The sequence below is a fragment of the Nonomuraea sp. NPDC050451 genome, assembly GCF_044458585.1.
In genome coordinates, this window is record NZ_JBITHZ010000002.1 from 258,321 (window position 1) to 284,052 (window position 25,732).

Consider the following 25,732-nt stretch of genomic DNA (forward strand, 5'->3'; position numbering starts at 1 on the left):
CAGAACCGTTATGGCGCATTGTCTCTCCCTCGTCCGGAAGGGTCCGAAAAGCGGGGAGAGGTAGAATGTAAGAGTAACCGATCGGTGAGCTGAGCACCGGAATCAGAAGTCCAGGAGTCCAGACCAGGTCTGCCGGCCCGGAGCCGGCAGCGGCCCGAGATCGTGGCGATCGGTATGCATGGACGACCCGCTACACACGAACGCGTCGTACCCTTCACCGCCGGAGACGGCAAGAACCTGCGCCTCGTCAACGTGCGCGGTCACGCCCCGCCGACGAAGGCCCCGGTCATCCTCGTGCACGGCGCGGGGGTCCGGTCGAAGGTCTTCCGGGCGCCGGTGCCCGCCAACGTCGTCGACATGCTCGTCTCGCAGGGCTACGACGTCTGGCTGGAGGACTGGCGGGCCAGCATCGACCTGCCGCCCAACCCGTGGACCCTCGATCAGGCGGCGGGATACGACCACCCCGCCGCGGTGCGCAAGGTCGTTGAGGAGACCGGCGCGGACCGGATCAAGGCGATCATCCATTGCCAGGGCTCGACCTCGTTCATGATGTCCGCGTGCGCGGGCCTGGTGCCCCAGGTCGACACGATCATCACGAACGCGGTCTCCCTGCACCCGGTCGTCCCGCGCTGGTCACGCGCCAAGCTCCGGTACGCGGTGCCGGTCACGCACAGGTTCCTGTCCTATCTTGACCCGTCCTGGGGGGACCAACCGCCGCCGGGCGCGCCCGCGCTGATCACCCAGCTGGTGAAGGCCGCGCACGCCGAGTGCGGGAGCACGGTGTGCAAGCTGGTCAGCTTCACGTACGGCAGCGGCTGCCCCGCGTTGTGGCGGCACGAGAACCTCGGCGCCGCCACGCACGACCTCTGGATCCCGCACGAGTTCGGCCCGGTGCCGCTGACCTTCTTCCGGCAGATGGACAAATGCGTGCGCAGCGGCCGCCTGGTCGCCTATGAGCACATCGCCGGCCTGCCGGACGACTACACGGCGCAGGAGCCGCGTACCGACGCCCGGATCGTCTTCCTGGCGGGCGAGCTCAACCGCTGCTTCCTCCCGGAGAGCCAGCGCCGGTCCTACGATTTCTTCTCCCGCTTCGCCCCCCACCACTCCCTGCATCTCCTCTGCGGATACAGCCATCTGGACGTGTTCTTCGGCGAGCGCGCCCACCGCGACGTCTTTCCGCTGATCATCGAGGAGCTGGCCGGCACGCCGGCCCGGCACAGGGGGGACCCATGACCTTCACCGCACGACGCCGGCGCCCGGCCGGCAGAGTCGCCGGCCGATTCGCCAACGTGGACGGCATCCCGTTCCGGATGCCGGTGGGGACGCGGGGCAGCCCGGCGCTGATCGCCGCCTACCCGATCGACCCGCGCGGCGCGCGCGAGGCGCTGCCGGAGGAGCTCAGCCCGTACCGGATCCGCGGCGAGGGAGTGCTGCTGATCGCGGTCGTGGACTACCAGGACACCCCGATCGGCACGTACGTGGAGTTCTGCACCGGAATCCTGTGCACGCCGGGCGGCCGGCCCGCCCCGCCGCTGCTTCCGCTGCTGCTCCGCTCGGCCTTCGGCACCGGCGTCTACGTCGGCGACATGCCGGTGAGCACCGAGATCTCCGTCAAGGGCGGCCTCGGCATCTGGGGCATGCCCAAGCGGCGCGCCTCGCTCGACTTCGTCACCGACGAGTCCACGGTCAGCAGCCAGTACGACCTCGACGGCCAACTGGTCATGCGCGTGGACGTGCCGCGACCGCCGCACGCGTGGCTGCCGATGCGGTTCACCGGCATCGGCTACGCCTCCTTCCGCGGGATGCTCTGGAAGTCGTCCGTCACGCTCCACGGCCGGATGGGCCTGGCCTGGGGCGGCGGCCCGGAGAGCCGGCTTCTCCTCGGCGACCACGAGCGGGCGGCGTGGCTGAAGCGGCTGGACATCCGCGACCGGCCGTTCCTGACCGCCTTCATCCCCTCCGTGCGCGGGGTGCTCCACGACCGCGTGGAGGGCTGGTTCCGCACCTCGGCCACGCCTCCCCCGCCGCCCCGGGAGGGTCTGGAGTCCGTGGTCGGGCTGGGGCTCGGGCAGGACCGGCTGCCGCCTCCCGACCGCGCGGCGACGGACCGCCTGCTGGGCCCGTCCCGGCCGCCCGAGTACGCCGCGCCGATGCCGTAGCCGACCGCCCGTACCCGACCACCCGCAGCCGACCAACCCGCAGCCGACCGCTCACGGGGAGATCTGATGAAGCACCGCCTCCGTATCGCCGCGCGCCTCACGGCCGCCTCCACCCACGCCGCCGCGCCCGCACCCGAGCGCGCCGAAGCGCCCGAACGCGCCCGGCCGGCCGTCGGCCGGGAACCGCCGGTCGTCGGCGCGGGCTATCGCCGCTCGTGGTTCTGGACCGCCTACGACGCCGTGGCCCAGGCGCTCGACCACCGGTTCGGCTGGCACCGGCTGCCCACCCCGCTCGGCCTGGCGGTCCTGGTGGGCATCCGCAACCGGCTGCGCAAGCAGAACCTGTACGACACCGGCCGCCTGCCCTCCGCCGGCCCGCCGCCACCCGCCCCGGACCCGAAGGGCCACGACGTACGGCGGACCGCCAACGGCTCGTACAACGACGTGGACCACCCGGCCATGGGCATGGCCGGGACCCGGTTCGGGCGGAACGTCCCGTTCGACCACGCGTTCGCCGAGACTCCCGAGCGCGTCATGACGCCGAACCCGCGCGTGATCAGCCGGCGGCTCATGACCCGCACCGAGTTCCAGCCCGCGCGCTCCCTCAACGTCCTGGCCGCGACCTGGCTGCAGTTCATGATCAGGGACTGGTTCAGCCACGGGATCAGCCCGTCGGAGGACCCGTGGACCATCCCGCTGGAGCCGGGCGACGACTGGCCCGAACCCCTGCTGACGATCCCGCGGGTCCCTCCCGACCCGACCCGCCCGCCCGGCTACGAGGGGCCCGCGACCTCGCTCAACACGCTCACCCACTGGTGGGACCTGTCACTGGTCTACGGCCTCAGCGACGAGGAGCAGCGCGCCCTGCGTACCGGAACCCGGGGGCGGATCCGCCATCGCCCGTCCGGGCTCCGGGCGATGGCCGGCGGCAAGGCCGACCCGTCCCGCGAGCCGGGCTTCTGGCTCGGCCTGGTGATGATGCAGGGGCTGTTCGAGCGCGAGCACAACGCCATCTGCGAACGCCTCCACGCCGAATATCCCACCTGGAGCGACGACGAGCTGTTCGAACGCGCCAGGCTGATCAACGCCGCGCTCGTCGCCAAGATCCACACCGTGGAGTGGACGCCCGCGGCCATCAGCCACCCCACGGCGGTGACCGGCCTGCGGAGCAACTGGTGGGGCCTGGCCTCCGAGCCGATCAACAGAGCGCTGGGCAGGATCAGCCGGAGCGAGACGATCAGCGGCATCCCGGGTTCGCGCACCGACCACTTCGGGGTGCCGTTCAGCCTCACCGAGGAGTTCGCGGCCGTCTACCGGATGCACCCGCTGATCCCCGACGACTACAGCCTGCGCCACCTGCGCGACGACTCCGGGATCCGGAACACCACGCTGCGCGAGCTGTCCGGCCCCGCGGCGCTGCGGGTCGCCTCGGCCATCTCACCCGCCGACCTGCTGTACTCCTTCGGGACCGAGCACCCGGGCGCGATCGTCCTGCGCAACTTCCCGCGCCTGCTGCAGGAGTTCGAACGCCCCGACGGCAAGCTGGTGGACCTCGCGGCCACGGACCTGATCCGCTGCCGGGAGCTGGGCGTGCCCCGCTACAACGAGTTCCGCAGGCTGCTCCACCTGCCGCCGGCGAGCGGGTTCGACACGCTCACGGACGACCCGGCGCTGGCGGAGGAGCTGCGCGAGGTGTACGCGGACCGGCTGGAGGACGTCGACCTGATCGTGGGCATGTTCGCCGAGAAGCGCCCGGAAGGGTTCGCCTTCAGCGACACGGCCTTCCGGGTCTTCATCCTCATGGCCTCGCGGAGGCTCAACAGCGACAGGTTCTTCACCCCTGACTACGCCGAGCGCGTCTACACGAGGGCAGGGCTGGACTGGATCGCGAACAGCAGCATGGCCTCCGTGATCCTGCGCCACCATCCGGAGCTGCGCCCGGCCCTGCACCGCGTGGGTAACGCGTTCGCGCCGTGGCGCCGGTCCAGCGCCACGGCCTGAGGTGCCGTCCCCGCCGCGTCAGGCGAGCCGGTCGTCGTCCGACGGCAGATCGACGCCCGCCGCGGCGGGGACCGGCATGCCGGCCTCCACCCAGGCCAGCAGCTTCGAGCCGGGGCAGTCGGTGTTGCCCACGTGAGTGTGGGCGCGCTTGGCCAGCGTGCGGCCGGCCTTGGCGCAGGCCTCGTCGTACACGGCGCGGATCGCCAGCTTCACGGCGTCGGTCGGGTTGTCCATCCCGATGTAGGAGCATCCGATGCCGCTGATGTTGTGATCCGTGGCGTGGGCTCCCCGTACGTCCCAGCCGCGGCCCTCGTACACGGTGCCGTCGTCCCGCACGAGGAAGTTGTAGCCGATGTCGTTCCAGCCCCGGTCGTCCATGTGGAAGTCCTGGATCTGCCGCGGCGTCTGCGTCGTCGGTCCCTCGGTGTGGTGGACGACGAACTCCTTGCGCTTCGCCCACGGGACCTTGACGACGGCGTCCGGGTCTCTCGGCGGGCGGGCGTTCCATTCACTGCGCTTGACGATGTTGATCGCCATGGTCTCCCCCTAGTTGGTGCTCGACTTTCCGCACGTTAGGCGGCAGGCGAGCGGGAGAGCGGGGTGCGGCGCGCGGGCATGCCGGGATCGTTGGCCATATTTCATCCAGTCTTGGGCGACTTCGGCCTTGATGGGCAGCTGGCCCGAGAATGAGCGGGTTGATGGGTAGGGGCGCCGTCAAGGCGCCCCTTGCCCGGTTACGCGGCGCAGTCGTAGAGGCCGTCCTGGCCGTTTACGGCCTTGCAGTTCTGCTGGACCCAGGTGGTCACCTCGGTGTTGCCCCGGCCCGGCCCGCCGCGGTCGCCGCCCGACAGAACGTAGCGGAGTTGCCCGGAGGAGGTGAGCTCTTTGAGGCGATCCACGGTCATGGCGGCGTCACTGCCGGTGAAGCCGCCCATGGCCAGCACGGGCCTGCCGGTGGACAGGATGGTCGGCGACGCCTGCATGGCGCTGTTCACCGCGACCAGCCAGGTGGCCTTGCCCTGGTTCGCCAGGAGGTACTTGACCATGGAGTCGCTGATCCCGCCGCCGGGGCCGCCGCCCATGAAGCCCGCCCGGCCGACCCGTCCCGTCCCGGAGCCCGCGTCCTGCCCGCCGGGCGTCTGGTTGCTGGGCGTCTGGCCGTCAGGCGTCTGGCCTCCGGGGAAGTCGCCGCCGGGGAACTGACCGCCCGGGAACTGACCGCCCCGGAACTGGCCGCCCGGGCCGCCGCCCATCCGGCCGAAGCCCATTTGCCCCGCGTTCGGCCCGGCGGTCGGGTTCGTCCCGTTCACCTGCGAGCCCAGCGGCGTGACGGCGTACGCGGCGGGCCCCGCCAGCACCGCGACCACCGTGGCCGCCAGCGCGAGGGCCGCGATCCTGACCGTCACCTGCGCCCGTACCCTGGCCAGCACCAGCACCACCACGGCGGCCAAGGTCGCCCCGAGCACGACCCAGGCCAGCCACGGCGCCCAGTCGGGCGTGCGGCGCAGCACCACGAACGACCAGCCGCCCGTCAGGGCCACCGCCAGCGGCAGTGCCCAGGCCCAGGTCCGTGACCGCCGGTACTCCTGCCACATGGTCACCCCGCCCAGTCCGCACAGAGCCGCCACGGCGGGCGCCATCGCGGTCGTGTAGTACGGGTGGAAGGTGCCGCTGGAGAAGCTGAACACGACGTAGTGGACGACCAGCCAGCCGCCCCAGAGCAGCCACGCCGCCCCGGACGGACCCTCGATCCGGCGCACCCGCATGACCGCGGCGAACGCCAGCGCCACCACGCAGAACGGCAGCAGCCAGGAGATCTGCCCCGCCAGGACGTCGTTGAACAGCCGCCCGGCCCCGGACTCCCCGCCGAAGCCGCCGCCACCGCCGGGCCCGCCACCAGCTCCGCCGCCGGGGCCGCCGCCCTGGCCGAAGATCCGGCCGAGCCCGTTGTAGCCGATCACGAGGTCCCAGACGGAGTTGTCCGTGGAGCCGCCGACGTACGGCCGCGAGTCACTGGGCCAGAGGTCGACGATCACCATCCACCAGGCGCTCGACACCAGCATGACCAGGCCGGCCGCCAGCAGGTGCCCCACCCGCCTGAGCCACGGCACGCGGGCGCACAGCAGGTACGCCAGCGCGAAGGCCGGGACGACCAGGTAAGCCTGGAGCATCTTCGCGTTGAAGGCCAGCCCCACGAAGAGCGCGCACACCAGCAGCGACCGCAGGCGCCCGGTACGCAGCGACTCCAGGCAGAACCAGGCCGCCAGCACGAGCAGCAGCACGAGGATCGTGTCGGGGTTGTTGTCCCGGTTGATCGCCACGGTGATCGGGGTGAGCGTCATGACCACGGCCGCGACCAGGGCCGCCGCGTCGGCGTACGTCCTCCCGGAGCAGGCGCGGCGCACGGCCGAGTAGACGAGGCCGACGGCGGCCACCCCGGCCAGGGCCTGCGGGAGCAGCATGCTCCACGTGCCGTAACCGAAGATCCGCGCGGACAGCCCCATCACCCACAGCGCCAGCGGCGGCTTGTCCACGGTGATGAACGACCCGGCGTCCAGCGCGCCGAAGAAGAACGCCTTCCAGCTCTGCGTGCCGGACAGGACGGCGGCGGCGTAGTACTCGTTGGCGTTGCCGCTCAGCCCCCACGCGTACAGGACGAACGCGACGGCGAGCACCGCCCACATGGCGGGCCGCGACCAGCGCGGGTCCTCCTCGGCGCCCAGGAAGACGCGTGCGGGCAGGCTGCGGCTCGTGGCGGCCCGGTGCCCGGGCCGCATGGCGGTGGCGGTCATCGTGCCATCCTCCGCTTGGGGTTGAACACCCACACGCGCAGCAGCAGGAAGCGGACAAGCGTGGCCGCCGCGTTGGCGATGATGACCGCGACCAGCTCCCCCCCGTGCGAGACGCCGACGGGCAGCAGCGCGAGGCTCCCCGAGGTGAGCGCCAGCCCGACGAAGAACGCGATCAGGCCCTCGAACTGGTGCCGCATCGCCCCGACCGAGCCCTTGACGCCGAACGTGAAGCGGCGGTTCGCGGCGGTGTTGGCCACGGCCGTGACCAGCAGCGCGATCGCGTTGGCGGCCAGCGGGGAGACCATCTGCCGCAGCAGCGAGAACAGCGCCAGGTACGCCAGCGTGCTCACCACGCCGACGATCGCGAACCTGGGCAGCTGCTTGGCCATCCCCTTCGGCAGCTCGGCCCGCTGGACCCGGGCCGGCACCGGGATGCGGGCCGCTCCCCACAACGTCTTACGGGCGACCCTGGCCAGGCCGCGCAGGTCGTCGAGCGCGGTCTGGATGATGTCGACCCGGCTGTCCGGATCGTCCACCCAGTCCACGGGCACCTCGTGGATGCGCAGCCCGTGCCGTTCGGCGAGCAGCAGCAGCTCGGTGTCGAAGAACCACTGCTCGTCCTCGACGCCGGGCAGCAGCGCCTGCGCGATCTCCGTGCGGACGGCCTTGAACCCGCACTGCGCGTCCGAGAACCCGGCCCCCATCACCGAGCGCAGCAGCAGGTTGTACGAGCGGGAGATGAACTCGCGCTTCGGCCCCCGCTCGACCCGCGACGCCCTGGCCAGGCGGGTGCCGATGGCCAGGTCGCTGTGGCCGGACAGGAGCGGCGCGACCAGCGGAAGGAACGCGTCGAGGTCGGTGGACAGGTCCACGTCCATGTAGCTGACGACGTCGGCCTCGCTCTGCGACCAGACCAGCCGCAACGCCCGGCCGCGGCCCTTCTCGTCGAGGTGCACGGCCCGCACGTGCGGGAGCTGCTGGGCGAGCTCCGTGGCGATCTGCCAGGTGTTGTCACTGCTGGCGTTGTCGGCGATCGTGATGCGGAAGCCGTAGGGGAAGTTCCCGGTGAGGTACGTGTGCAGCCGGATGATGCTCCCGCGGAGCGCCCGCTGCTCGTTGTAGACCGGGACGACCACCTCGACCAGGCGCGTCCTTACTGCTGTTATCTCCATGCAGCCAGCTCACGGGTCGGGTCTTTAACGGGACTTATCCGATTCTGAGTTACGCATGAGAGTTCCGGGAAGGTCCATCGTCGCGATCGCTCCACCACCGGGCGCATTCGCCAGACGTACCTCTCCCCCGGCCTCCGCGACGGCCTGCGCCACGATCGCCAGGCCCAGCCCGGATCCGGGCAGGCCACGGGCGGACGGGGAGCGCCAGAAGCGCTCGAAGACGTGCGGCAGCTCCTCCTCCGGCAGCCCGGGGCCATGGTCGCGCACGGACAGCCGGCCTTCCCACAACGACACCTCGACCTGGCCGCCAGGACTGAACTTGGCGGCGTTGTCGATGAGGTTGAGCACGGCGCGTTCGAGGGAGGTGGCGCTGCCGACGACGTACCAGGGCCTGAGGTCGCTGACCACCTCGGCGCCGCGCAGCCTGGCCCGCTCGACGGCCGCCGTCACGACCTCGTGGAAGGCCAGCTCGACGTGCGGCTCGTGCTCGGTGTCGCCCCTGGCCAGCTGGAGGAGGTCGGCGACCAGCGTGGACAGCTCGGCGAACTGGGCCTTGACGTTGGTGAGCAGGCGTTTCTTGGCCTCGGGGTCGAGGCTGCGGCCGGTCTGCTCGCTGCGGAGGAGGAGGTCGATGTTGGTGCGCAGGGTGGTCAGGGGGGTGCGCAGCTCGTGGCCGGCGTCGGCGACGAGCTGTTTCTGACGCTCGCGGGAGCCGGCCAGGGCGGTGGTCATGGCGTTGAAGGAGGATGAGAGCCGGGCGATCTCGTCGTCACCTTCGACGGGGATGCGGGTGTCGAGGTCCTCGGTCCGCGCTATGTGCTCGACCGCTCTGGTGAGCCTGCCCACGGGGCGCAGTGCGGCACGGGCGATGAGCAAGCCGGCGGTCGCCGCGGCGAGCACGCCGAGCGCGGCCACCGCGCCAAGGAGCAACGCCACCATCTTCAGCGTGTTACGCAGCTGACCGAGCGGGACGGCATCCATCACGGCCATGCCCGGCCCCACGTTCTCGGTGAGGATGCGCATCTCCGTGCCGTCGTCGGCAACCCCGTTGTGCCAGTGCTTCGCCCCTGGGCTGGCGGCCACCCCTTTGTCCTCCTCGGTGACCACGAGGGCGGCGCTCGTGTAGCACGGAGGACGGTCGTCGGCGAAGATGAGCTGGGTGGTGCCCGGCGGGCCGTAATGGTCCTGAGGGTTCGGGACCGGGCCGCACTCGCGCTGGAGCCACTCCAGCTGCCCGCGTGGGCTCTTGCCGGGCGGGTTGCCGAGCTGCCGGTCCACCTGCTCATACAGCTGGTGTCGGACGATCATGAAGCACGCGCCCGCGCTGACCGCGACCGCCAGGGCGACGGCGACCGCGACCAGGAGTGTGAGCCGGGTGCGGAGGCTGCGCCAGATCACTGCGTGGCCCGTAGGACGTACCCCACCCCGCGCACCGTGTGGATCACGCGGGGCTCACCCCCGGCCTCGGTCTTGCGCCGCAGGTACATGACGTACACGTCGAGCGAATTGGACGTCGGCTCGAAGTCGAACCCCCACACCTCGCTGAGGATCTGGTCCCTGGTGAGCACCTGGCGCGGGTGCGCCAGGAACAGCTCCATCAGCAGGTACTCGGTCCGCGTCAGGTCCAGCCTGCGGTCGCCGCGCATGACCTCCCTGGTCGCCAGGTCCATGCGCAGGTCGCCGTACGTGAGCGTGTCGGCGCCCTCGTCGGGGCTCGCGCTCAGCGCGCCCCGCCGCAGCAGCGCGCGGACCCGGGCCAGCAGCTCGTCCAGCTCGAACGGCTTGACGAGGTAGTCGTCGGCCCCGGCGTCGAGCCCCGAGACCCGGTCGCCCACCGCGTCGCGGGCGGTGAGCATGAGGACCGGGATGTGGTTGCCCGAGGCGCGCAGCCGCCGGCACGCGGTCAGCCCGTCGAGCCGGGGCATCATGACGTCGAGCAGCACCGCGTCGTAGGTGTCGGCCGCGACCGCGTCCAGCGCCGCCTGCCCGTCGTTGGCCGTGACGACCTTGTAGCCCTCGAACTCCAAGCTCGACTGCAGCGCCTCGCGCAACGCGGGCTCGTCGTCCACTACCAGCAACCGTGCGGGCTCACTCATGCGACAAACGCTAGAGGCTCATCATGAAAACCTGATAAACGCAATCATGCGCGTTCCATGAGGATCACCACGCGACCGGCATCGCTTTGAGGCCGAAGATGGGGCCGTCGCTCTTGATCGGCAGCTGCTCGTCCGGCACGGTGACCCGCAGGCCGGGGATGCGCTCGAACAGCGTGCGCAGCGCGATCTCCATCTCGGCCCTGGCCAGGTTCTGGCCGAGGCACTGGTGGACACCGTACCCGAACGCCACGTGGTGGCGGGCCCCGCGCTCGACGTCGAACTCGTCCGGCCGCTCGAAAGCCCGCTCGTCCCTGTTGGCGGAGGCGCCGAGCACGAAGATGCCCTCGCCCTTCCTGACGAGCTGTCCGTCGATCTCCTGGTCCTCGACGGCCACCCGGTCGAAGGCCACCCAGTCCACGATCGAGTGGTAGCGCAGCAGCTCGTCCACCGCCATGGGCCACTTGTCGGGGCTCTCGCGCAGCGCGGCGAGCTGGGCGGGGTGGCGTATGAGGGTGAGGGCGGCGAGCGGGATCATGTTCGCGGTGGTCTCGTGGCCTGCGACGAGCAGCAGGAAGGTCACGCCCACCAGCTCGGCGTGTGTGAGCCGGCCGCTCTCGATCAGCCGTCCGAGCAGGTCATCCTCGGGCTGTTGCTCGGCCTTGGTGACCAGGGTGTCGAGGTAGTCCTTGAGCTCCATGATCGCGGTGTGGCTCGCGGTGGGGTCGTCGGCGTTGGAGAGCATCTCGCGGGTACGCGACTGGAAGAACTCGCGGTCGTCGACGGGGACGCCGAGCAGCTGGCAGATGACCAGCGACGGCAGCGCCAGCCCGAACGCCTCCACCAGCTCCGCCTCGTCGCCCTTGGCCAGCATGTCGTCGATGAGCTCGTCCACGGTGCGCTGGATGCCGGGCCGCAGCTCCTTGACGCGCCTGACGGTGAACTCGGGGATGAGCAGCCGCCGGAACCGGCCGTGCTCGGGCGGGTCGAGGTCGATGAAGTGTCCGACCGCGAACTCCTGTGCCGCGGCCAGCTCCTCGGGGGTGGGCGGCTCCGGTCTGAACTTCCAGTTGGGGTGACCGGGGGTCGCCGGGTTGGTGCTGATGCCCGTGCCCGACAGGACCTGTTTGGCCGCGGCGTGCCGGGTGACGAGCCAGATGTCCCCGCCGGGGAGCGAGGCTCGTACGAGAGGGGCCTGCTCGCGCATCCGCTCGTACTCGGGCGGGGGCGCGAACGGACAGGTGCGCTGGACAGGGAAGGTTTCAGCCATAGTCTGCTCCCGTACAAGCCGGATCGCATTGCTTACTTACGCGAAAGTAAGCAATCGTGGCCCGGCCGTCAAGTGATGGGAGCGGAATGGCAGGGCGGCGGACGGACACCCGGGATCGGATCCGGCAGGTGGCGCTGGAGCTGTTCGCCGAGCAGGGGTACGAGCAGACCACGCTGCAGGAGGTGGCGGAGCGGCTGCAGATCACCAGGCCGGCGCTCTACTACCACTTCAGCACCAAAGAGGCGATCCTGGAGAGCGTCGGGGAGCGGCTGGCCGAGTCGATCGACGAGCTGGTGGAGTGGGGGCACGCGCAGCCCAAGACCCCCGAGTCCAGGCGGGAGATCCTGCGGCGGATCGGCGAGCTGCTCGAGGGGCAGTGGCGTCCCCTGTTCAAGTTCGCGCAGGTGAACCAGGGCGTGATGCAGGGCCTGCCGGCCGGCGAGCGGATGCAGGCCGGGATCGTCAAGATGGTGTCCCTGCTGGAGGATCCGGAGGCCGGCCCGGTGCGGAAGTTCGAGGCCCGGCTGGCGGTGTTCGCGGTGATCCTGGGCAGCGTGCCGTTCCTCTTCGACCTGGACGTGCCGGAGGCGGAGCGGGCGTCCGTGGCCATGGAGGTGGCCACGAGGCTGATCGCCGAGGATTAAGCACAGGGGATCAGCGCTGGGGATCAGCGCTGGGGATCAGCGCTGGGGATCAGCGCTGGGGATCAGCGCTGGGGATCAGCGCTTCAGGACTGCCATGGCCGCGTTGTGGCCGGCGATCCCGCTCACGCCGCCGCCCCTGCGGGCGCTCGCGCCGCACATCAGGATGCGCTCGTGCCCGGTCTCCACGCCCCACCTCCCGCCCTCGTCCGCGTACGGCCAGCTCAGGTCGGTGTGGAAGATGTGGCCGCCCGGCAGCCCGGCCTCGTTCTCGAGGTCGACCGGGGTCTTGACCTCGGCGCACAGGGTGCCGTCGGGGGCCCTGAGCAGGCATTCCTCGATGGGCTCCGCGAGGACCGAGTTGATGGAGGCGAGGGTGGCGTCCAGAGCAGCCTTCCTCGCCTCATCCGGATTTTTCCGGAAAAGGCGGGCGGGCATGTGGAGGCCGAACAGCGTCATCGTCTCGGCCCTGCCCCTGAGCCTGGGCCCGAGGATGGACGGGTCGGTCAGCGAATGGCAGTAGACCTCGGCCGGCGGCAGCTCCGGGATCTCCCCGCGCGCCGCCTGCTCGTAGGCCGCGGCGAGCTGGTCGCGGCTCTCGTTGATGTGGAACGTGCCACTGAAGGCCGCCCGCGGATCCACGGACGCGTCCTTCAGCCGGGGCAGCCTCGTCAGCACCATGTTGACCTTCAGCTGCGCCCCCTCCGGCACCTCGCCGGGCCTGCCCAGCACCCGGTCGAGCACGGCCGGCGGCAGGTTGACCAGCACGTGGCCGCCGTTCACCGTGTGCTCGCCGCCCTCGTCCGCGAACGTGACCTCGCCGGACGGCGAGATCCCGACGATCTCGGCCCCGGTCCTGATCTCGGCGCCCGCCCGCCTGGCCGCCGCCTCGAGCGCCCCCGAGACGGCGCCCATGCCGCCGACGGGGACGTTCCACTCGCCGGTGCCGTCACCGATCACGTGGTAGAGGAAGCACCGGTTGGCCAGCAGGTCGGTGGCGGGGTCGGCGAACGTGCCGATGAGCGCGTCGGTCAGCACGACGCCGCGCACGGTGTCGTCCCCGAACCGCTCCTCCACCGTCCGCCCGATCGGCCGCCGGAACAGGTCCCGCCACGCCTCGGGGCCGACGAGCCGTTCGACCTCGGCGGCGGACGGGAGGGGTTCGAGCAGCGTGGGCGCCAGCGCCCGCGCCACGCGCGCGGTCATGTCGTAGAAGTCCTGCCACGCCTTGTGGTCGGCCTCGCCGCCGGTGACGCCCCTGAACGAGGCCGCCGTCGCCGCCGCGTCCTCGTTGTCGACGAGCAGGCCGGTGTCGCCCTTGGGCGTGTACGAGGCGTAGCGGCGGCGGCGCAGCTCCAGGTCCAGCCCCAGGTCGCGGACGATCGCGGAGGGCAGGAGGCTGACGAGGTAGGAGTAGCGCGACAGCCGTACGTCGACGCCGGGGAAGGCCTGCACGGAGATCGCCAGGCCGCCCACGTGGTCCTGCCGCTCCAGGACGAGCACGCTGCGCCCCGCTCCGGCCAGGTAAGCGGCCGCCACCAGCCCGTTGTGCCCGCCTCCGGCCACGATCACGTCATACGACCCCATCTCCGCACCATACGACCCCACCCACACCACCCGTCAACGCTCACTCTCGGACATTTCTCCAGATCCGCCGGGTCGCTGGCGGAGGCCGTACCCCCTGTGTGATCCTCAGGTGGACCGCCGCCCGATCAGCGCCGCAGCCTGCTGTGTTCCACAACAAATCCCGTAAAATACGCTTTTCGCCCTAGTAGGCCAGGACCACCCAAGGAGCACGAAACCCACCATGCGCAGCACCCCCGACTCCGTTCTGCAGCCGTCCGACGAGGTCGCCGAGGCCCTGGCGAGCGGCGCGCCCGTCGTCGCCCTGGAGTCCACGATCATCTCCCACGGGCTGCCGCAGCCGCGCAACCTGGAGGTGGCGCGCGAGCTGGAGGGGATCGTACGGGCGGCCGGCGCCGTCCCGGCCACGATCGCCGTGCTGGACGGCGTGCCCCGCATCGGCCTCAACGAGGTGGAGCTGGAGCGCATCGCGACCGAGTCCGGCCTGCGCAAGCTGGGACAGCGCGACCTGCCCGTGGCGGCGGCGCTGAAGGCCAGCGGCGCGACCACCGTGTCGGCCACGTCGTTCCTGGCCGCCCGCGCCGGCATCCGCATCTTCGCCACCGGCGGCCTCGGCGGCGTGCACCGCGGCTGGACCGAGGACCAGGACGAGTCCGCCGACCTCGACACGCTGGCCCGCACCCGCATCACCGTCGTCTGCGCCGGCGTCAAGTCGATCCTCGACGTGCCCGCGACGCTGCAGCGCCTGGAGACGCGCGGCGTGACCGTGGCGGGCTACCGCACGGACACCTTCCCCGGCTTCTACCTGCACTCCTCCGGCCAGCCCATCGAATGGCGGATCGAGTCGCCCGCCGACGCGGCGGAGATCATGCGGGGCCAGGACGCGCTCGGCGGCCAGGAGACGGCGCTGATCGTCGCCAACCCCGTCCCCGTGGACCAGCAGCTCGACCCCGAGCTCCACGACCGCGTGCTGGCCGAGGCGCTGGCCGCCGCCGAGCGGCAGGGCGTCAAGGGGCAGGCGATCACGCCGTTCCTGCTCGGCTACCTGGTGGACGGCACCGGCGGCGCCTCCCTGGAGGCCAACCTGGCCGCCGTGCGCGGCAACGTCGCCCTGGCCTCCCGGATCGCCCTGTCATGGCCGCGCCCGTGACGGACACCGTGACGGACACCGTGACGGGCACCGTGACGGGCAACGCCATCCTCGTCATCGGCGACGTGGTCACCGATGTGGTGGCGTTGCATGGTTCGCCGGTCATGTCGGGCACCGACACGGCGGCCGACATCCTCCTCCGCCCCGGCGGCTCCGGCGCGAACACCGCCGCCTGGGCCGCCCGCCTCGGCGCCGACGTACGCCTGTTGGCCAGGCTCGGCTACGACAGCAGCGAGTGGCACACCACCGAGCTGGCCAAGACGGGGGTCCGGCCGCACGTCACGGTCGATCCCGACCGCCCCACCGCCGTCGTGATCGCGATGGTGGACCGGAGCGGCGAGCGGACCATGCTCACCAACCGCGGCGCGGGCGGCCTGATCTCCGAGGCCGACTGGGACCCGGTCCTGCTCGACGGCGTCGCCCGGCTCCACCTGTCCGGCTACCTGCTGTTCGCCGAGGGCGGGCTGCGGCTGGCCAGGCTGGCGATGGCCGAGGCCGCCGCGGCCGGGATCGCGATCAGCATCGACCCGGCCTCCACGGGCCCGCTGCGCGACTTCGGGGTTGAACGTTTCATCCGCGAATCCGCCCCTGCCGGCCTGATCCTCCCGAATCTTGATGAGGCCCTCTTGCTGAGTGGAGCCACGACGGCGGAGCGCGCCGCCGTACTCTTGAGTGAGACATACGGCACAGCGATCGTGAAGCTGGGAGCACGGGGCGCGCTGGCCGCCGTGGACGGCGAGGTCGTCGCGGCGGCGGCAGGCGTGTCCACCGAGGTCGTGGACTCGACGGGAGCGGGTGACGCGTTCGCCGCCGGGTACCTCACCGGGGTCTTGCAGGGTGTCGGCGAGGAGGCGGCTTTGGAGGCAGGTTGCCGTGCTGGTGCCGCATGTGTGGCCCAGGTGGGCGGTCGGCCACGGTACGGTTTGGATCTGAACCGTCTTTACCCTATTCACACTGATTGATAGCTTGCCGCGTAAGCTGCACCATTAGCCACACGCGTTTCGGTCAGCACCACGCGGCTCACTGGGGAGGATAAGGTCCGCCGATGGAAGTCGAGTCATCGATCTGCCTGAGCGACCTAGTCCCTGCGCTGCGCTGGAGCCGCCCGCAGCAGGTGGCCGAAGCGCTGGGCGATCCGCGACTGCCGGCGGGATGGTGGCACTCCCTCGCGCTGTCGAGGGCGCTCGGCACGGCGGGGCTCGACTGGATCTGCGAGCGGCTGGCGCGGCTGGCCTCCTCCCGCTGGGACCACCTGCCGCTGGCCGACCTGCTGCCCGCGCTGACCGTCCACCACATCGATCCGGCGCTGCCGGGCTGGCCCGAGGACACCCGTACGGCGATCACCGGGCTCGGCGGCTGGCAGCGGCTGCGCCGCCTGTCCCCCAGCGACCTGGGCACGCCGTCGGCGACGCCCGAAGTGGTGATCGGCTCCGTCTTCCGCGAGATCCTGGGCCGCATCCCGGCCCAGCGTGAGGCTCCCGCCCCCGATCACCCCGAGGTCACCCGGCCGCTCATCCGGGGCACGGGCCCCTTCCCCGTCCAGGCCGATCCGGTGCCCCAGACCGGCATGTTCGCCGCCCAGAGCGGCGCCACCGAGCAGCGCCCCTTCCCGAACCAGGGCCAGGCCGACGCCGCGCCGCAGCGCCCGGCCGCCGCCGCGGACCAGCGCCAGACGGGCTCGTTCCCGGCCCAGCAGCCCTCGGGCACCGGGCCCCTGGCCGCCCAAGGGCAGGACAGCGGCCGCCAGACCGGTTCCTTCCCGGCACAGCCCGCGCCGGACGCCGGCGGGCCACAGCGCCAGACCGGCTCCTTCCCCGCACAACCGGCTCCGGACGCCCCGTCGCGGCAGACGGGGTCGTTCCCCGCGCAGACCGGCTCGTTCTCCGCGCAGCCGCAGAGCGGCTCGCTCCCGGCGCAGCCGCAGGGGTTCGCCGGCGAGGGCCTCCCGCCGCGCCCGGCCCCCGGCCAGTCCGACCGCGCCCCGCAGCGCCCCGCGGGCCCTCAGTCCGGCCCCCAGACCGGCCCCCAGCCTGTTCCCCAGCCCGGCGCCCAGCCCGGCCGCCAGGACAACGCCTCGGCCCCCGGCGGTCCCGTGTCCTCGGGCGGGCCCAGCACCGGGTCCATGCCCGCGATCCCGGGCGGGCCCAGCACCGGGTCCATGCCCGCGGTCCCCGGCGGTCCCAGCACGGGTTCCATGCCCGCCGTCCCCGGCGCGGCCAACGCCTCCAAGAGCAACGGCGCCCCGAGCTACGCGGCGCCCGTTCCCACCGCTCCGCCGGCCCCCAGCAGCCCCGTGCCGACCGACGCCGACCACGCGATGGTCCGGGTCGTGGACAACCTGTTCCGCAGCCTGGACAAGCTTGAGCTGGCCGTGGCCGTGCACCGGCTGTTCGCGGAGGACCCGGTCAGCCTGCGGACGCTCGCCCACAAGATGCTGGTCGACCGGGACGCGCTCTCCCAGGCCCAGCGCACGGCCGAGGAGCGCGTGCTGCACTGGCTGCGCTCCTCGGAGTCCGCGCCGGTCACGGGCCACATGTTCCGCCTGACCGAATGGCTCGGCGCGGCGGCCACCGAGGACCAGCTCATCGGTGCCGACCCCGCCCACCCCGTGATGGTCCCCTCGCTGCGCACCCCGCTCTGGCGCGTGCTGGTGACGCTCATGCCCGACCGCCGCCTCCAGGACGGCTGGCTGGTCGTGGGCGACCTGCACCGCCTGCAGGACCGTACGAGGCAGCTGCTGGCCTCGAGCCCGCCCGACGCGGACGTCGTGGAGCTGATGGGCGAGCTGGGCATCCGCGCCCACTCCGCCAGGGCCTGGTACGACGCCCTGCCCCAGGAGACGGACGCCGACCCGGTGGCCTCGGCCCCGTCGCCCGCCCAGCCCCTGCCCCGCCGCACGCCGGGCGCCAACGGCCACCACCACCGGGGCGGCCAGCCCATCCCGCCGGCCCCGGCGAACTCGATCGACCCGTCCGCGGCCCTGGCGACGCTGTCGGCGCTGTCGGGCGGCCGTTCGCCGATGCTCTCCGGGAACCTCGCGGGCGCTCCCCAGACGCCGCCTCCGCCGCTGCCGAGCCCGTCCTCGGACCCGCGCCGCTGGCAGCGCATCGAGGTGACCCCGGAGCATCTCAGGGGCGGCCCCGTGCCGGTGCCGGAGGGCTACGCGGCCCAGCTCGGCATGCGCCCCGGCACCCTGCTGTCGGTGACCGGTCCGGGGGACAACGCCATCGTCCTGGTCTGGCAGGGCCACCAGCCGGTCTTCGACTCCCTCCAGCCGGTGCTGATGCGCCTCAACGCCCGCCCCGGCGACCAGGTCTACGTCACGGTGGACGGCTACCGCCTGGAAGCCCAGCTGACGGGCTGAGCCTCACCCGCCGTTCACAGGGGCGCGTCGAACAGCCGCAGCCGGTAGGCGGTGGCGGCGGCCTCGCCCCGGCTGGCGACGCCCAGCTTGGCCAGGATGTTGGAGACGTGCACGCTCACCGTCTTCGCCGAGATGAACAGCGCCTCGGCGATCTCCCGGTTGCTCCGCCCGTTCGTCACCTCCCGCAGCACCTCCAGCTCGCGGGCCGTCAGCCCCAGCGGAAGCCCGTCGGCCGCCTCCTCGGCGCCCCCGATCCTGGCCCGCCGCCCGAAGGCGTCGAGCTGCTCCAGCAGCGGCGTCGCGCCCAACCGGCCGGCCAGCTCCCGCGCGCGGTCCAGCCGGGCCGCGGCCTCCTGCCGGTCGCCGCACGCCAGCGCCGCCTGCGCCGCGCCCACCAGGCACCGCGCCTCGGCGTACGGCTGCCGCAGCGCCGCCCACGCCCCCGCCGCCCGGTCCCAGGCCTCGAACTGCCACGCGGCCGGCTCGGCGGCGCCGTCGTCCGGCTCGGGACCCATCAGCGCCGTGAAGGTGAGGTGCTGCGCCTGCTGGAGGTCGCCGTCGACCTCGAGCTCCCGTCCCAGCGCCCGCAGCCGCGCCAGCGGGGTTTCCACATCCATGGTGGCGCGCCCTTGATGCGGCACCACGGAGCCGAGCAGGTCGGCGATGGTCACCAGCACCGGCCAGGAGTAACGCGGGGTCTCCAGCAGATCGCGCTCCTCCATGCCCCGCGCGGCCGCCTCCACCGCGGCCTCGGGCTCCCCGCGCGCCTGCAGCAACCGCACCTCCCTGCACAGGTGCGGCAGGACCGACTGGTCGCGGAAGGTCCCGCGCGACAGCACGCTCCGCGACGACCCCAGCAGCCGCTCCGCCCGGTCGAGCTCCCCGCGCGCCAGCGCGATGTCCACGGCGAACCCCTGCAGGCTGGCTTGGGTGGGCGCCGGCGGCGCGAGGTCGAGCGCGTGCTCGATCACCTCAAGCGCCTCGTCCCACTGCCCCAGTGACACCAGCGGCTCGGCCAGGTTGATCGCCAGGAACGCGCCGGACGTGCGGGCCAGCCCGTACTGGCGGGCCTCCTCGATGCCGTCGCGGGCCACCCGCGCGGCCCGCTCGTGGCGGCCCGCCCCCTCCAGCGCGTCGGACTCGGAGATCGCGCAGCGCATCAGCGCGTTGAACGCCTCGTCGCCGGCGGCGAGCCTGCGCGCCTCCGCGAACGCCTCCATCTGCGCCTCGATCTCGGAGAAGCCGAATCGCGCCCAGGCGAGGTCGATCAGCGCGTGCGCCTCCACCCTGCGGTCGCCCAGCTCGTGGGCGATCTCCATCGCGAGCCGGCCCGTGGTGAGCCGCTCCGACAGGGCCTCGCGCCCGTGGAGCATGCGGGACAGGGTCTCCAGGACCTGGGCGTGGAGTTGGCTCGGCTTGTCCGAGGCGACCAGCGCGGCCGCCTCGCGCAGGTCGTCGACGAAGCCGGGGCGGCCCAGGTCGTAGCGGGTCAGGCCGCGCTGGCGCAGCAGCTTGGCCGCCCTGACCGGGTCGGCGTCGCGGCCGATCTCGGCGAGGGCGGCGCTCGCCAGTGCGGCGGCCCGTTCGTACTCCCCGGCGAGGTGCGCGACCGTGGCCGTGTTCCTGAGCACGTCGATGCGGTCGCAGCCGATGCGCTCGGCGGCGTCGGGCACCTGGTCCCACAGCTCCAGCACCCTGGACAGCATCCCGAGCTGCTCGTCGTAGGCGGTGGACCTGCGGGCGACGCCGGCCGCCTGCCAGGCGCTGACCAGCGCCCAGGTGGAGTCGTGGGCGGAGTGCCAGTGGTGGGCCAGCTCGATCGCGCCGCGCGGGGCGGGCAGGATCGACAGGTCGCGCTCCAGCGCCTCGGCGTAGCGGGTGTGCAGGCGGGTGTGCTCGCCGGGCAGCAGGTCGTCGTGGAGCGCCTCGCGGATCAGCGCGTGCCGGAAGCAGTAGCCCTCGCCGTCGACGGTGAGCACGTTTCCCGCCACGGCGGGCCGCAACGCGCCGGAGAGCGCGCTCTCGTCGAGCCCGGCGACGGCGGAGAGCAGGTCGTGCTCGATGCGCTGCCCTCCGGCGCTGGCCACGCGCAGCAGCTCCTGCGTCTCGGCGGGCAGCCGCTCGACGCTGGCCAGCAGCAGGTCACGCAGCGACTCCGGCAGCGCGACGCCGCCTCCGTCGCTGAGCAGCGCCTCCACGAACAGCGGGTTTCCCTCGCTGCGCGCGTAGATCAGGTCCATGTCGGCGGCGGACGGCTCCCGCTCCAGGATGCCGGCCGCCTGCGCGACGGCCTCCCTGCGGGTGAGCCTGCGCAGCTCGATCCTGCGCACCCGCTCGACCCGGCCCAGCTCGGCGAGGAGCGGGCGCAGGGGGTGGGTGCGGTGCAGCTCGTCGGTGCGGTACGTGACCACGATCAGCAGGCCCGCCGCGGTCGGCTGGTAGCGGACCAGGAACGACAGCAGGTCGCGGGTGGACCGGTCGGCCCAGTGGGCGTCCTCGACGATCAGCAGCACGGGACGCTCTTCGGCCAGCCGCTCGAGCAGCCCCAGCACCTGCTCGAACAGCCGCGCCCTGGCCTCGGGCCCGTCTCCGTCCGGCTCCCCGAACTCGGGCAGCAGCCGCGCCAGCCCGCGCGTGGTGCCGCCGGGCACGAGCGCCGCCACCCCGTCGCGGCCCAGCTCGCGCACGAGCCCCCGCAGCACGGCGGTGAACGGCGCGAACGGCAGGCCCTCGGTGCCCAGCTCCAGGCACCCGCCGACGAGCACGAGCGCGTCGTCGGCCCGATCGGTGAACTCCTTGATCAGCCGTGTCTTGCCGACCCCGGCCTCGCCGCCGACGAGCACGGCGGACGACGCCCCGGCACGTGCTCCGACCAGCGCGTCGCCGAGGGCGGCGAGCTCACGGGCACGCCCGACGAAGCGGGGGCTGACGGCATGGATACTCACGCCCTAAGAATGCCATCAGATCAGGACAGAATTCCCAGCCGGCCGGGCTAGCGCAGGACCTTGCGGAAGAACGTGGCAGAGGCCTCGTAGCCCAGCGCGTGGTAGAACTCGGGCGCCCGCCGCGTGGCCATCGCCACGTAGCCCGCCTCCCGCGAGCGCGCCCACCGCTCGAACTCCTCCAGCAGGGCACGCCCGATCCCCTGGCGGCGCGACCCGGAGCCGACCATGGCCTCCTCGACCCAGGCCACCGGTCCGTTGGCGAACAGCGTCAGATGCACGAACCCCAGCAGGTAGCCATGAACGCGCCCGCCCACGACGGCCGCGAGCAGCAGGGCGTCCTCGTTGGCCAGCAGCTCGGGCAGGGCGGCGTCGAAGGCCCTGCGCTCTGGCCTGAACGTCAGACCGAACTCGCGCGCCAGCGCGAACACCTCGTCCGCGTCCGCCTTCTCCGCCCTCCTGATGAGAAGATCGTCAGCCGTCATGACTGACGACACTAGATCGTCCGAGGTCGCGGACGCAAACTCCGTCGATCCGGCGTCCCTCAGAAAACGCTCAAAGGTCGCCCAGGCCGAGCTGCCGGGCGATCAGCATGCGCTGGACCTCGCTCGTGCCCTCCCCGATCTCCAGCACCTTGGCGTCGCGGTAGAAGCGCCCCACCGGGAACTCGTTCATGAACCCGTATCCGCCGAACACCTGCGTGGCGTCCCGCGCGTTGTCCATGGCCGCGTTCGACGAGACCAGCTTCGCGATCGCGGCCTCCTTCTTGAACGGCGCCCCGGCCAGCATCTTCTCGGCCGCGTGGTAGTAGGCCAGGCGGGCGGTGTGGGCGCGGGCCTCCATGTCGGCGATCTTGAACTGGATGGCCTGGTAGTGGCCGATCGGGTGGCCGAACGCCTTGCGGTCCCTGACGTACTTGAGGCTTTCGTCCACGCACCCCTGGGCCAGTCCCACGCTGAGCGCGGCGATCGCGATGCGGCCCTCGTCGAGGGTCTGCAGGAACTGGGCGTAGCCGCGGCCACGCTCGCCCAGCAGGTTCGCGGCGGGGACGCGGCAGTCGCTGAAGGACAGCTCGCGCGTGTCGGAGGCGTTCCAGCCGACCTTGGAGTACTTCTTCGACACCGTGAACCCGGGCGTGCCGCTCGGCACGAGGATCGTGGAGATCTCCCGCTCGCCGGTGATCGCGGCCACGCCGACGACGGCCGTGATGTCGGTGCCGGAGTTCGTGATGAAGGCCTTCGTCCCGTTGATCACCCATTCGGCCCCGTCCAGCACGGCCGTGGTGCGCATCCCGCCCGGCACGTCGGACCCGCCGCCCGGCTCCGTCAGGCCGAACGCGCCCAGGGCCGAACCCGAGGTCAGCCTGGGCAGCCAGTGTTCGCGCTGCTCGCCGGTGCCGAACCGGTAGATCGGCATCGCGCCCAGCGACACCGCGGCCTCCAGGGTGATCGCCACGCTGGAGTCGACGCGGGCCAGCTCCTCCAGCGCCACGCACAGGGCGAAGTAGTCGCCGCCCATGCCGCCGTACTCCTCCGGGAACGGCAGCCCGAACAGCCCCATGGCGCCCATCTGCCGCACGATGTCGTACGGGAACTCCTCCCGTTCGTAGTAGTCGCCGATCACCGGCGCGACCACCTCGCGGGCGAACGACTCGACGGTCTTGCGCAGCTCTTCGTACTCATCCTTGAGCATGGTCAGCCTTTCGACAGCGCCTGTACGACGCGGGAGGGGCTGGGCCGGCCGAGCAGCTGCGCCAGCCAGGTGCTGGTGGACACGAGCTTGCCCAGGTCGAGCCCGGTCTCGATGCCGAGCCCCCGCAACATCCAGACCAGGTCTTCGGTCGCGAGGTTGCCGGTGGCGGACTCGGCGTAGGGGCAGCCGCCGATGCCGCCCGTGGAGGCGTCGATCGTGGTCACACCCGCTCTCAACGCGGCCAGGGTGTTGCCGAGCGCCTGGCCGTAGGTGTCGTGGAAGTGCACGGCGAGCCGCTCGGGGCGGCGGAACGCCTTGATCAGCGCGGTCACGTGCCCGGGCGTGCCCACCCCGATGGTGTCGCCGAGCGACAGCTCGTAGCAGCCGAGCCCGAGCAGCCGCTCCCCCACCGAGACGACCTGGGCGATCGGCGTCGGCCCCTCCCAGGGGTCGCCGAAGCACATCGACACGTACGCGCGCACCCGCACGCCGTTGTCCAGCGCCCGTGCCACGACCGGCTCGAACATCTCGAACTGGCTCTCCAGGCTGCGGTTGAGGTTCTTGGCGGCGAACGTCTCGGTGGCGCTGGCGAAGATGGCGATCTCGTCCACGCCGCGCTCGAGCGCCCGGTCGAGGCCGCGCAGGTTGGGGACGAGGACCGGGTAGCGCACGCCCGATTTCCTGCGCAGCCGGGCCAGCAGCTCGTCGGCGTCGGCGAGCTGCGGCACCCACTTCGGGTGCACGAAACTGGTCGCCTCGATCACCTTGTGCCCGGCGTCCGCGAGGCGGTCGATGAACTCGGCCTTCACCTCGACGGGCACGATCGAGGACTCGTTCTGCAGGCCGTCGCGCGGGCCGACCTCGTAGATCGTGACCTGCTGCGGCAAACCTTCCATCGGGTAAGGCATCAGCCCTCCTCCCCCACTACGGCCAGGACCGCGTCCATGTCGACCGGCTGACCGGCCTGGACTGCCAGCTCGGAGACCACGCCGTCGCGCGGGGCGGTGACCGTGTGCTCCATCTTCATGGCCTCGACGATCACCAGCGGCTGGCCTGCGGTGACCCGGTCGCCGGCCTGGGCCTTGACCACCAGGACGGTGCCGGGCATGGGACTCCTGACGACGCCGTCGCCCATGGCCGCCGCGCCTGGCCGGTCGCTGGGGTCGCCGATGAGGTGCCGGGTGAGCGCCCACGCCGCGCCGTCCCTGCCCAGCCAGAGCGTGTCGGCGTGGCGTACGCGCAGGTAGTGCTCGGCGCGGCCGCCGATCGTGACGGTCAGCTCCCCGTCGCCGAGCCGGATGCGCGCGGGCACGATCTCATCGTTCATCAGGACTTCTGCCGCTTCTTCGGGCAGGCCGCGGACCTGGACCGCGTGCACGCCGTCCCTCGACTCCAGCCGCCACGTCGTCCAGGCCCGCGCGCCCACCCGCCAGCCGTCCGTGACCTCCCACGGGTCGTCGCCCTGGGGCAGGGCGTGGAAGGCGAGCGCCGCCGCCGCGAGCACCTCGGCGGGCACGTCCGCGGACGGGACCAGCTCGGGGAGCACGCGCTCGACCAGCCCGGTGTCCAGCTCGCCCGCCTTGACGGCCGGGTGTTCGGCGAGGGCCCGCAGGAACGGGATGTTGGTGACCACGCCGAGGACGGCCGTGCGGGCCAGGGCGCGGTCGAGCGTCCTGAGCGCCGACGCCCGGTCCGGCGCCCAGGCGACGACCTTGGAGAGCATCGGGTCGAACTCGCTGCCCACGACGCCGCCCTCGACCAGCCCGGAGTCCACCCGTACGACGGGCGCGAGGCCGCCCGCAGCACCCCCGTCCGGCTCGCGCAACGCCAGCACGCGGCCGCCGGTCGGCAGGAAGCCGCGGGACGGGTCCTCGGCGTAGACGCGGGCCTCGACGGCGTGCCCGTCGAGCCGCACGTCCTCCTGCCCGAACGGCAGCGGCTCCCCGGCCGCGACCCGCAGCTGCAGCTCGACCAGGTCGAGCCCGGTCACCAGCTCGGTGACGGGGTGCTCCACCTGCAGGCGGGTGTTCATCTCCATGAAGTGGTAGGACCCGGTGGTCCCGTCCACGATGAACTCGACCGTGCCCGCCCCCACGTAGCCCACCGAGCGCGCGGCCTCGACCGCGGCCGAGCCCATGCGGACGCGCGTCTCGGGGCCGACGAAGGGTGAGGGCGCCTCCTCGATGATCTTCTGGTGCCTGCGCTGCAGGCTGCACTCGCGCTCGCCCAGGTGCACGACGTTGCCGTGGGTGTCGGCCAGGATCTGCAGCTCGATGTGGCGCGGGCTCTCGACGTACCGCTCGATCAGCAGGGTCGCGTCGCCGAACGCCGCGCGCGCCGTGCGCCGGGCCGACTCCAGGGCGTCGGGCAGCTCGGCGGCCGACCGTACGAGCACCATGCCCTTGCCCCCGCCGCCCGCGGAGGGTTTGATCAGCGCGGGGAAGTCGCGCCAGGACTCCAGCTCGTCGCCGGGCTCGGCCCCGCCGGGCACGACGGGCACCCCGGCCGCCGACACCGTGGCCTTGGCGCGGATCTTGTCGCCCATGGCGTCGATGGCCCCGGGCGGCGGGCCGACGAACACCAGCCCGGCCTCCGCGCACCGCCGCGCGAACGCGGCGTTCTCGGCGAGGAACCCGTATCCGGGGTGGACGGCCTGCGCGCCGGACGCCAGCGCCGCCCCGACAATTGCCTCAATATCCAGATATTTCGGCACTTGGTGGGATTGGTCGGCCTCCAGCACGTGCCGGGCTCCGGCGTCCGACGCCGTGTGCACGGCCACCGACGTGATGCCGAGCCGGCGCAGCGTGCGGATGACCCGTACGGCGATCTCGCCCCTGTTGGCGATCAGAACACGGTCGAACAACATGCG

The 25,732-nt window shown here is 72.3% G+C and carries 19 protein-coding genes; 7 read left to right on the plus strand and 12 right to left on the minus strand.

Annotation, left to right across the window (positions count from 1 at the left end):
* Window positions 1-174 precede the first annotated feature (174 nt).
* From ACIBI9_RS07245 to ACIBI9_RS07255, 3 genes are all read left to right on the plus strand, one after another.
* Window positions 175-1,236 carry a hypothetical protein gene (locus ACIBI9_RS07245; protein ID WP_397221058.1) on the plus strand — a complete coding sequence of 354 codons (1,062 nt, stop codon included), beginning with the start codon at window positions 175-177 and terminating at the stop codon, window positions 1,234-1,236.
* On the plus strand, window positions 1,233-2,162 hold the full coding sequence (locus tag ACIBI9_RS07250) for an acetoacetate decarboxylase family protein (RefSeq protein ID WP_397221059.1): 930 nt from the start codon (window positions 1,233-1,235) through the stop codon (window positions 2,160-2,162). Before ACIBI9_RS07245 ends, ACIBI9_RS07250 begins: the two co-directional genes overlap by 4 nt.
* Before the next feature lie 66 nt (window positions 2,163-2,228).
* The gene (locus tag ACIBI9_RS07255) at window positions 2,229-4,163 is read left to right on the plus strand and encodes a peroxidase family protein (protein ID WP_397221060.1); all 1,935 of its coding nucleotides are present in this window, start codon (window positions 2,229-2,231) and stop codon (window positions 4,161-4,163) included.
* 18 nt (window positions 4,164-4,181) lie between these two features.
* Here ACIBI9_RS07255 and ACIBI9_RS07260 read toward each other — a convergent pair whose 3' ends face one another.
* The 6 genes from ACIBI9_RS07260 to ACIBI9_RS07285 form a co-directional block, all read right to left on the minus strand.
* Complete coding sequence (locus ACIBI9_RS07260; protein ID WP_397221061.1) at window positions 4,182-4,700, minus strand: N-acetylmuramoyl-L-alanine amidase; 519 nt, start codon at window positions 4,698-4,700, stop codon at window positions 4,182-4,184.
* A gap of 197 nt (window positions 4,701-4,897) precedes the next feature.
* Window positions 4,898-6,955, minus strand: coding sequence for an ArnT family glycosyltransferase (locus tag ACIBI9_RS07265; RefSeq protein WP_397221062.1), 2,058 nt, complete (start codon window positions 6,953-6,955; stop codon window positions 4,898-4,900).
* The gene (locus ACIBI9_RS07270; protein WP_397221063.1) at window positions 6,952-8,127 is read right to left on the minus strand and encodes a glycosyltransferase; all 1,176 of its coding nucleotides are present in this window, start codon (window positions 8,125-8,127) and stop codon (window positions 6,952-6,954) included. Before ACIBI9_RS07270 ends, ACIBI9_RS07265 begins: the two co-directional genes overlap by 4 nt.
* Before the next feature lie 24 nt (window positions 8,128-8,151).
* Window positions 8,152-9,525, minus strand: coding sequence for a sensor histidine kinase (locus tag ACIBI9_RS07275; protein ID WP_397221064.1), 1,374 nt, complete (start codon window positions 9,523-9,525; stop codon window positions 8,152-8,154).
* On the minus strand, window positions 9,522-10,223 hold the full coding sequence (locus ACIBI9_RS07280; protein ID WP_394490800.1) for a response regulator transcription factor: 702 nt from the start codon (window positions 10,221-10,223) through the stop codon (window positions 9,522-9,524). Before ACIBI9_RS07280 ends, ACIBI9_RS07275 begins: the two co-directional genes overlap by 4 nt.
* A 64-nt stretch (window positions 10,224-10,287) precedes the next feature.
* Window positions 10,288-11,490, minus strand: a complete 1,203-nt coding sequence (locus ACIBI9_RS07285) for a cytochrome P450 (protein WP_397221065.1) — start codon at window positions 11,488-11,490, stop codon at window positions 10,288-10,290.
* An 86-nt stretch (window positions 11,491-11,576) separates the two neighbouring features.
* On the opposite strand from ACIBI9_RS07285, the gene ACIBI9_RS07290 reads away from it, so the two are divergent.
* The gene (locus ACIBI9_RS07290) at window positions 11,577-12,134 is read left to right on the plus strand and encodes a TetR/AcrR family transcriptional regulator (protein ID WP_397221066.1); all 558 of its coding nucleotides are present in this window, start codon (window positions 11,577-11,579) and stop codon (window positions 12,132-12,134) included.
* Between the two features lie 75 nt (window positions 12,135-12,209).
* Here ACIBI9_RS07290 and ACIBI9_RS07295 read toward each other — a convergent pair whose 3' ends face one another.
* Window positions 12,210-13,718 (minus strand): phytoene desaturase family protein, encoded by a 1,509-nt coding sequence (locus ACIBI9_RS07295; RefSeq protein ID WP_397221067.1) that lies wholly within the window; start codon window positions 13,716-13,718, stop codon window positions 12,210-12,212.
* 220 nt (window positions 13,719-13,938) lie between these two features.
* Here ACIBI9_RS07295 and ACIBI9_RS07300 point away from each other — a divergent pair, with 220 nt between their 5' ends.
* The 3 genes from ACIBI9_RS07300 to ACIBI9_RS07310 all read left to right on the plus strand — a co-directional run bounded on the left by ACIBI9_RS07300 (window position 13,939) and on the right by ACIBI9_RS07310 (window position 18,229).
* On the plus strand, window positions 13,939-14,865 hold the full coding sequence (locus tag ACIBI9_RS07300) for a pseudouridine-5'-phosphate glycosidase (protein ID WP_397221068.1): 927 nt from the start codon (window positions 13,939-13,941) through the stop codon (window positions 14,863-14,865).
* Window positions 14,862-15,827 carry a carbohydrate kinase family protein gene (locus ACIBI9_RS07305; RefSeq protein ID WP_397221069.1) on the plus strand — a complete coding sequence of 322 codons (966 nt, stop codon included), beginning with the start codon at window positions 14,862-14,864 and terminating at the stop codon, window positions 15,825-15,827. The genes ACIBI9_RS07300 and ACIBI9_RS07305 overlap by 4 nt, the downstream gene beginning before the upstream one ends.
* A gap of 83 nt (window positions 15,828-15,910) precedes the next feature.
* Complete coding sequence (locus tag ACIBI9_RS07310; RefSeq protein ID WP_397221070.1) at window positions 15,911-18,229, plus strand: hypothetical protein; 2,319 nt, start codon at window positions 15,911-15,913, stop codon at window positions 18,227-18,229.
* A 14-nt stretch (window positions 18,230-18,243) separates the two neighbouring features.
* Here ACIBI9_RS07310 and ACIBI9_RS07315 read toward each other — a convergent pair whose 3' ends face one another.
* The 5 genes from ACIBI9_RS07315 to ACIBI9_RS07335 form a co-directional block, all read right to left on the minus strand.
* On the minus strand, window positions 18,244-21,174 hold the full coding sequence (locus ACIBI9_RS07315) for an ATP-binding protein (RefSeq protein ID WP_397221071.1): 2,931 nt from the start codon (window positions 21,172-21,174) through the stop codon (window positions 18,244-18,246).
* Window positions 21,175-21,221: 47 nt separating this feature from the next.
* Window positions 21,222-21,656: a GNAT family N-acetyltransferase gene (locus tag ACIBI9_RS07320; RefSeq protein WP_394490786.1), complete on the minus strand. Its 435-nt coding sequence runs from the start codon at window positions 21,654-21,656 to the stop codon at window positions 21,222-21,224.
* Window positions 21,657-21,726: 70 nt separating this feature from the next.
* On the minus strand, window positions 21,727-22,863 hold the full coding sequence (locus ACIBI9_RS07325; protein ID WP_397221072.1) for an acyl-CoA dehydrogenase family protein: 1,137 nt from the start codon (window positions 22,861-22,863) through the stop codon (window positions 21,727-21,729).
* A gap of 2 nt (window positions 22,864-22,865) precedes the next feature.
* Window positions 22,866-23,771 carry a hydroxymethylglutaryl-CoA lyase gene (locus ACIBI9_RS07330; protein WP_397221074.1) on the minus strand — a complete coding sequence of 302 codons (906 nt, stop codon included), beginning with the start codon at window positions 23,769-23,771 and terminating at the stop codon, window positions 22,866-22,868.
* Window positions 23,771-25,729: an acetyl/propionyl/methylcrotonyl-CoA carboxylase subunit alpha gene (locus tag ACIBI9_RS07335; protein ID WP_397221075.1), complete on the minus strand. Its 1,959-nt coding sequence runs from the start codon at window positions 25,727-25,729 to the stop codon at window positions 23,771-23,773. Before ACIBI9_RS07335 ends, ACIBI9_RS07330 begins: the two co-directional genes overlap by 1 nt.
* Window positions 25,730-25,732: the final 3 nt, after the last annotated feature.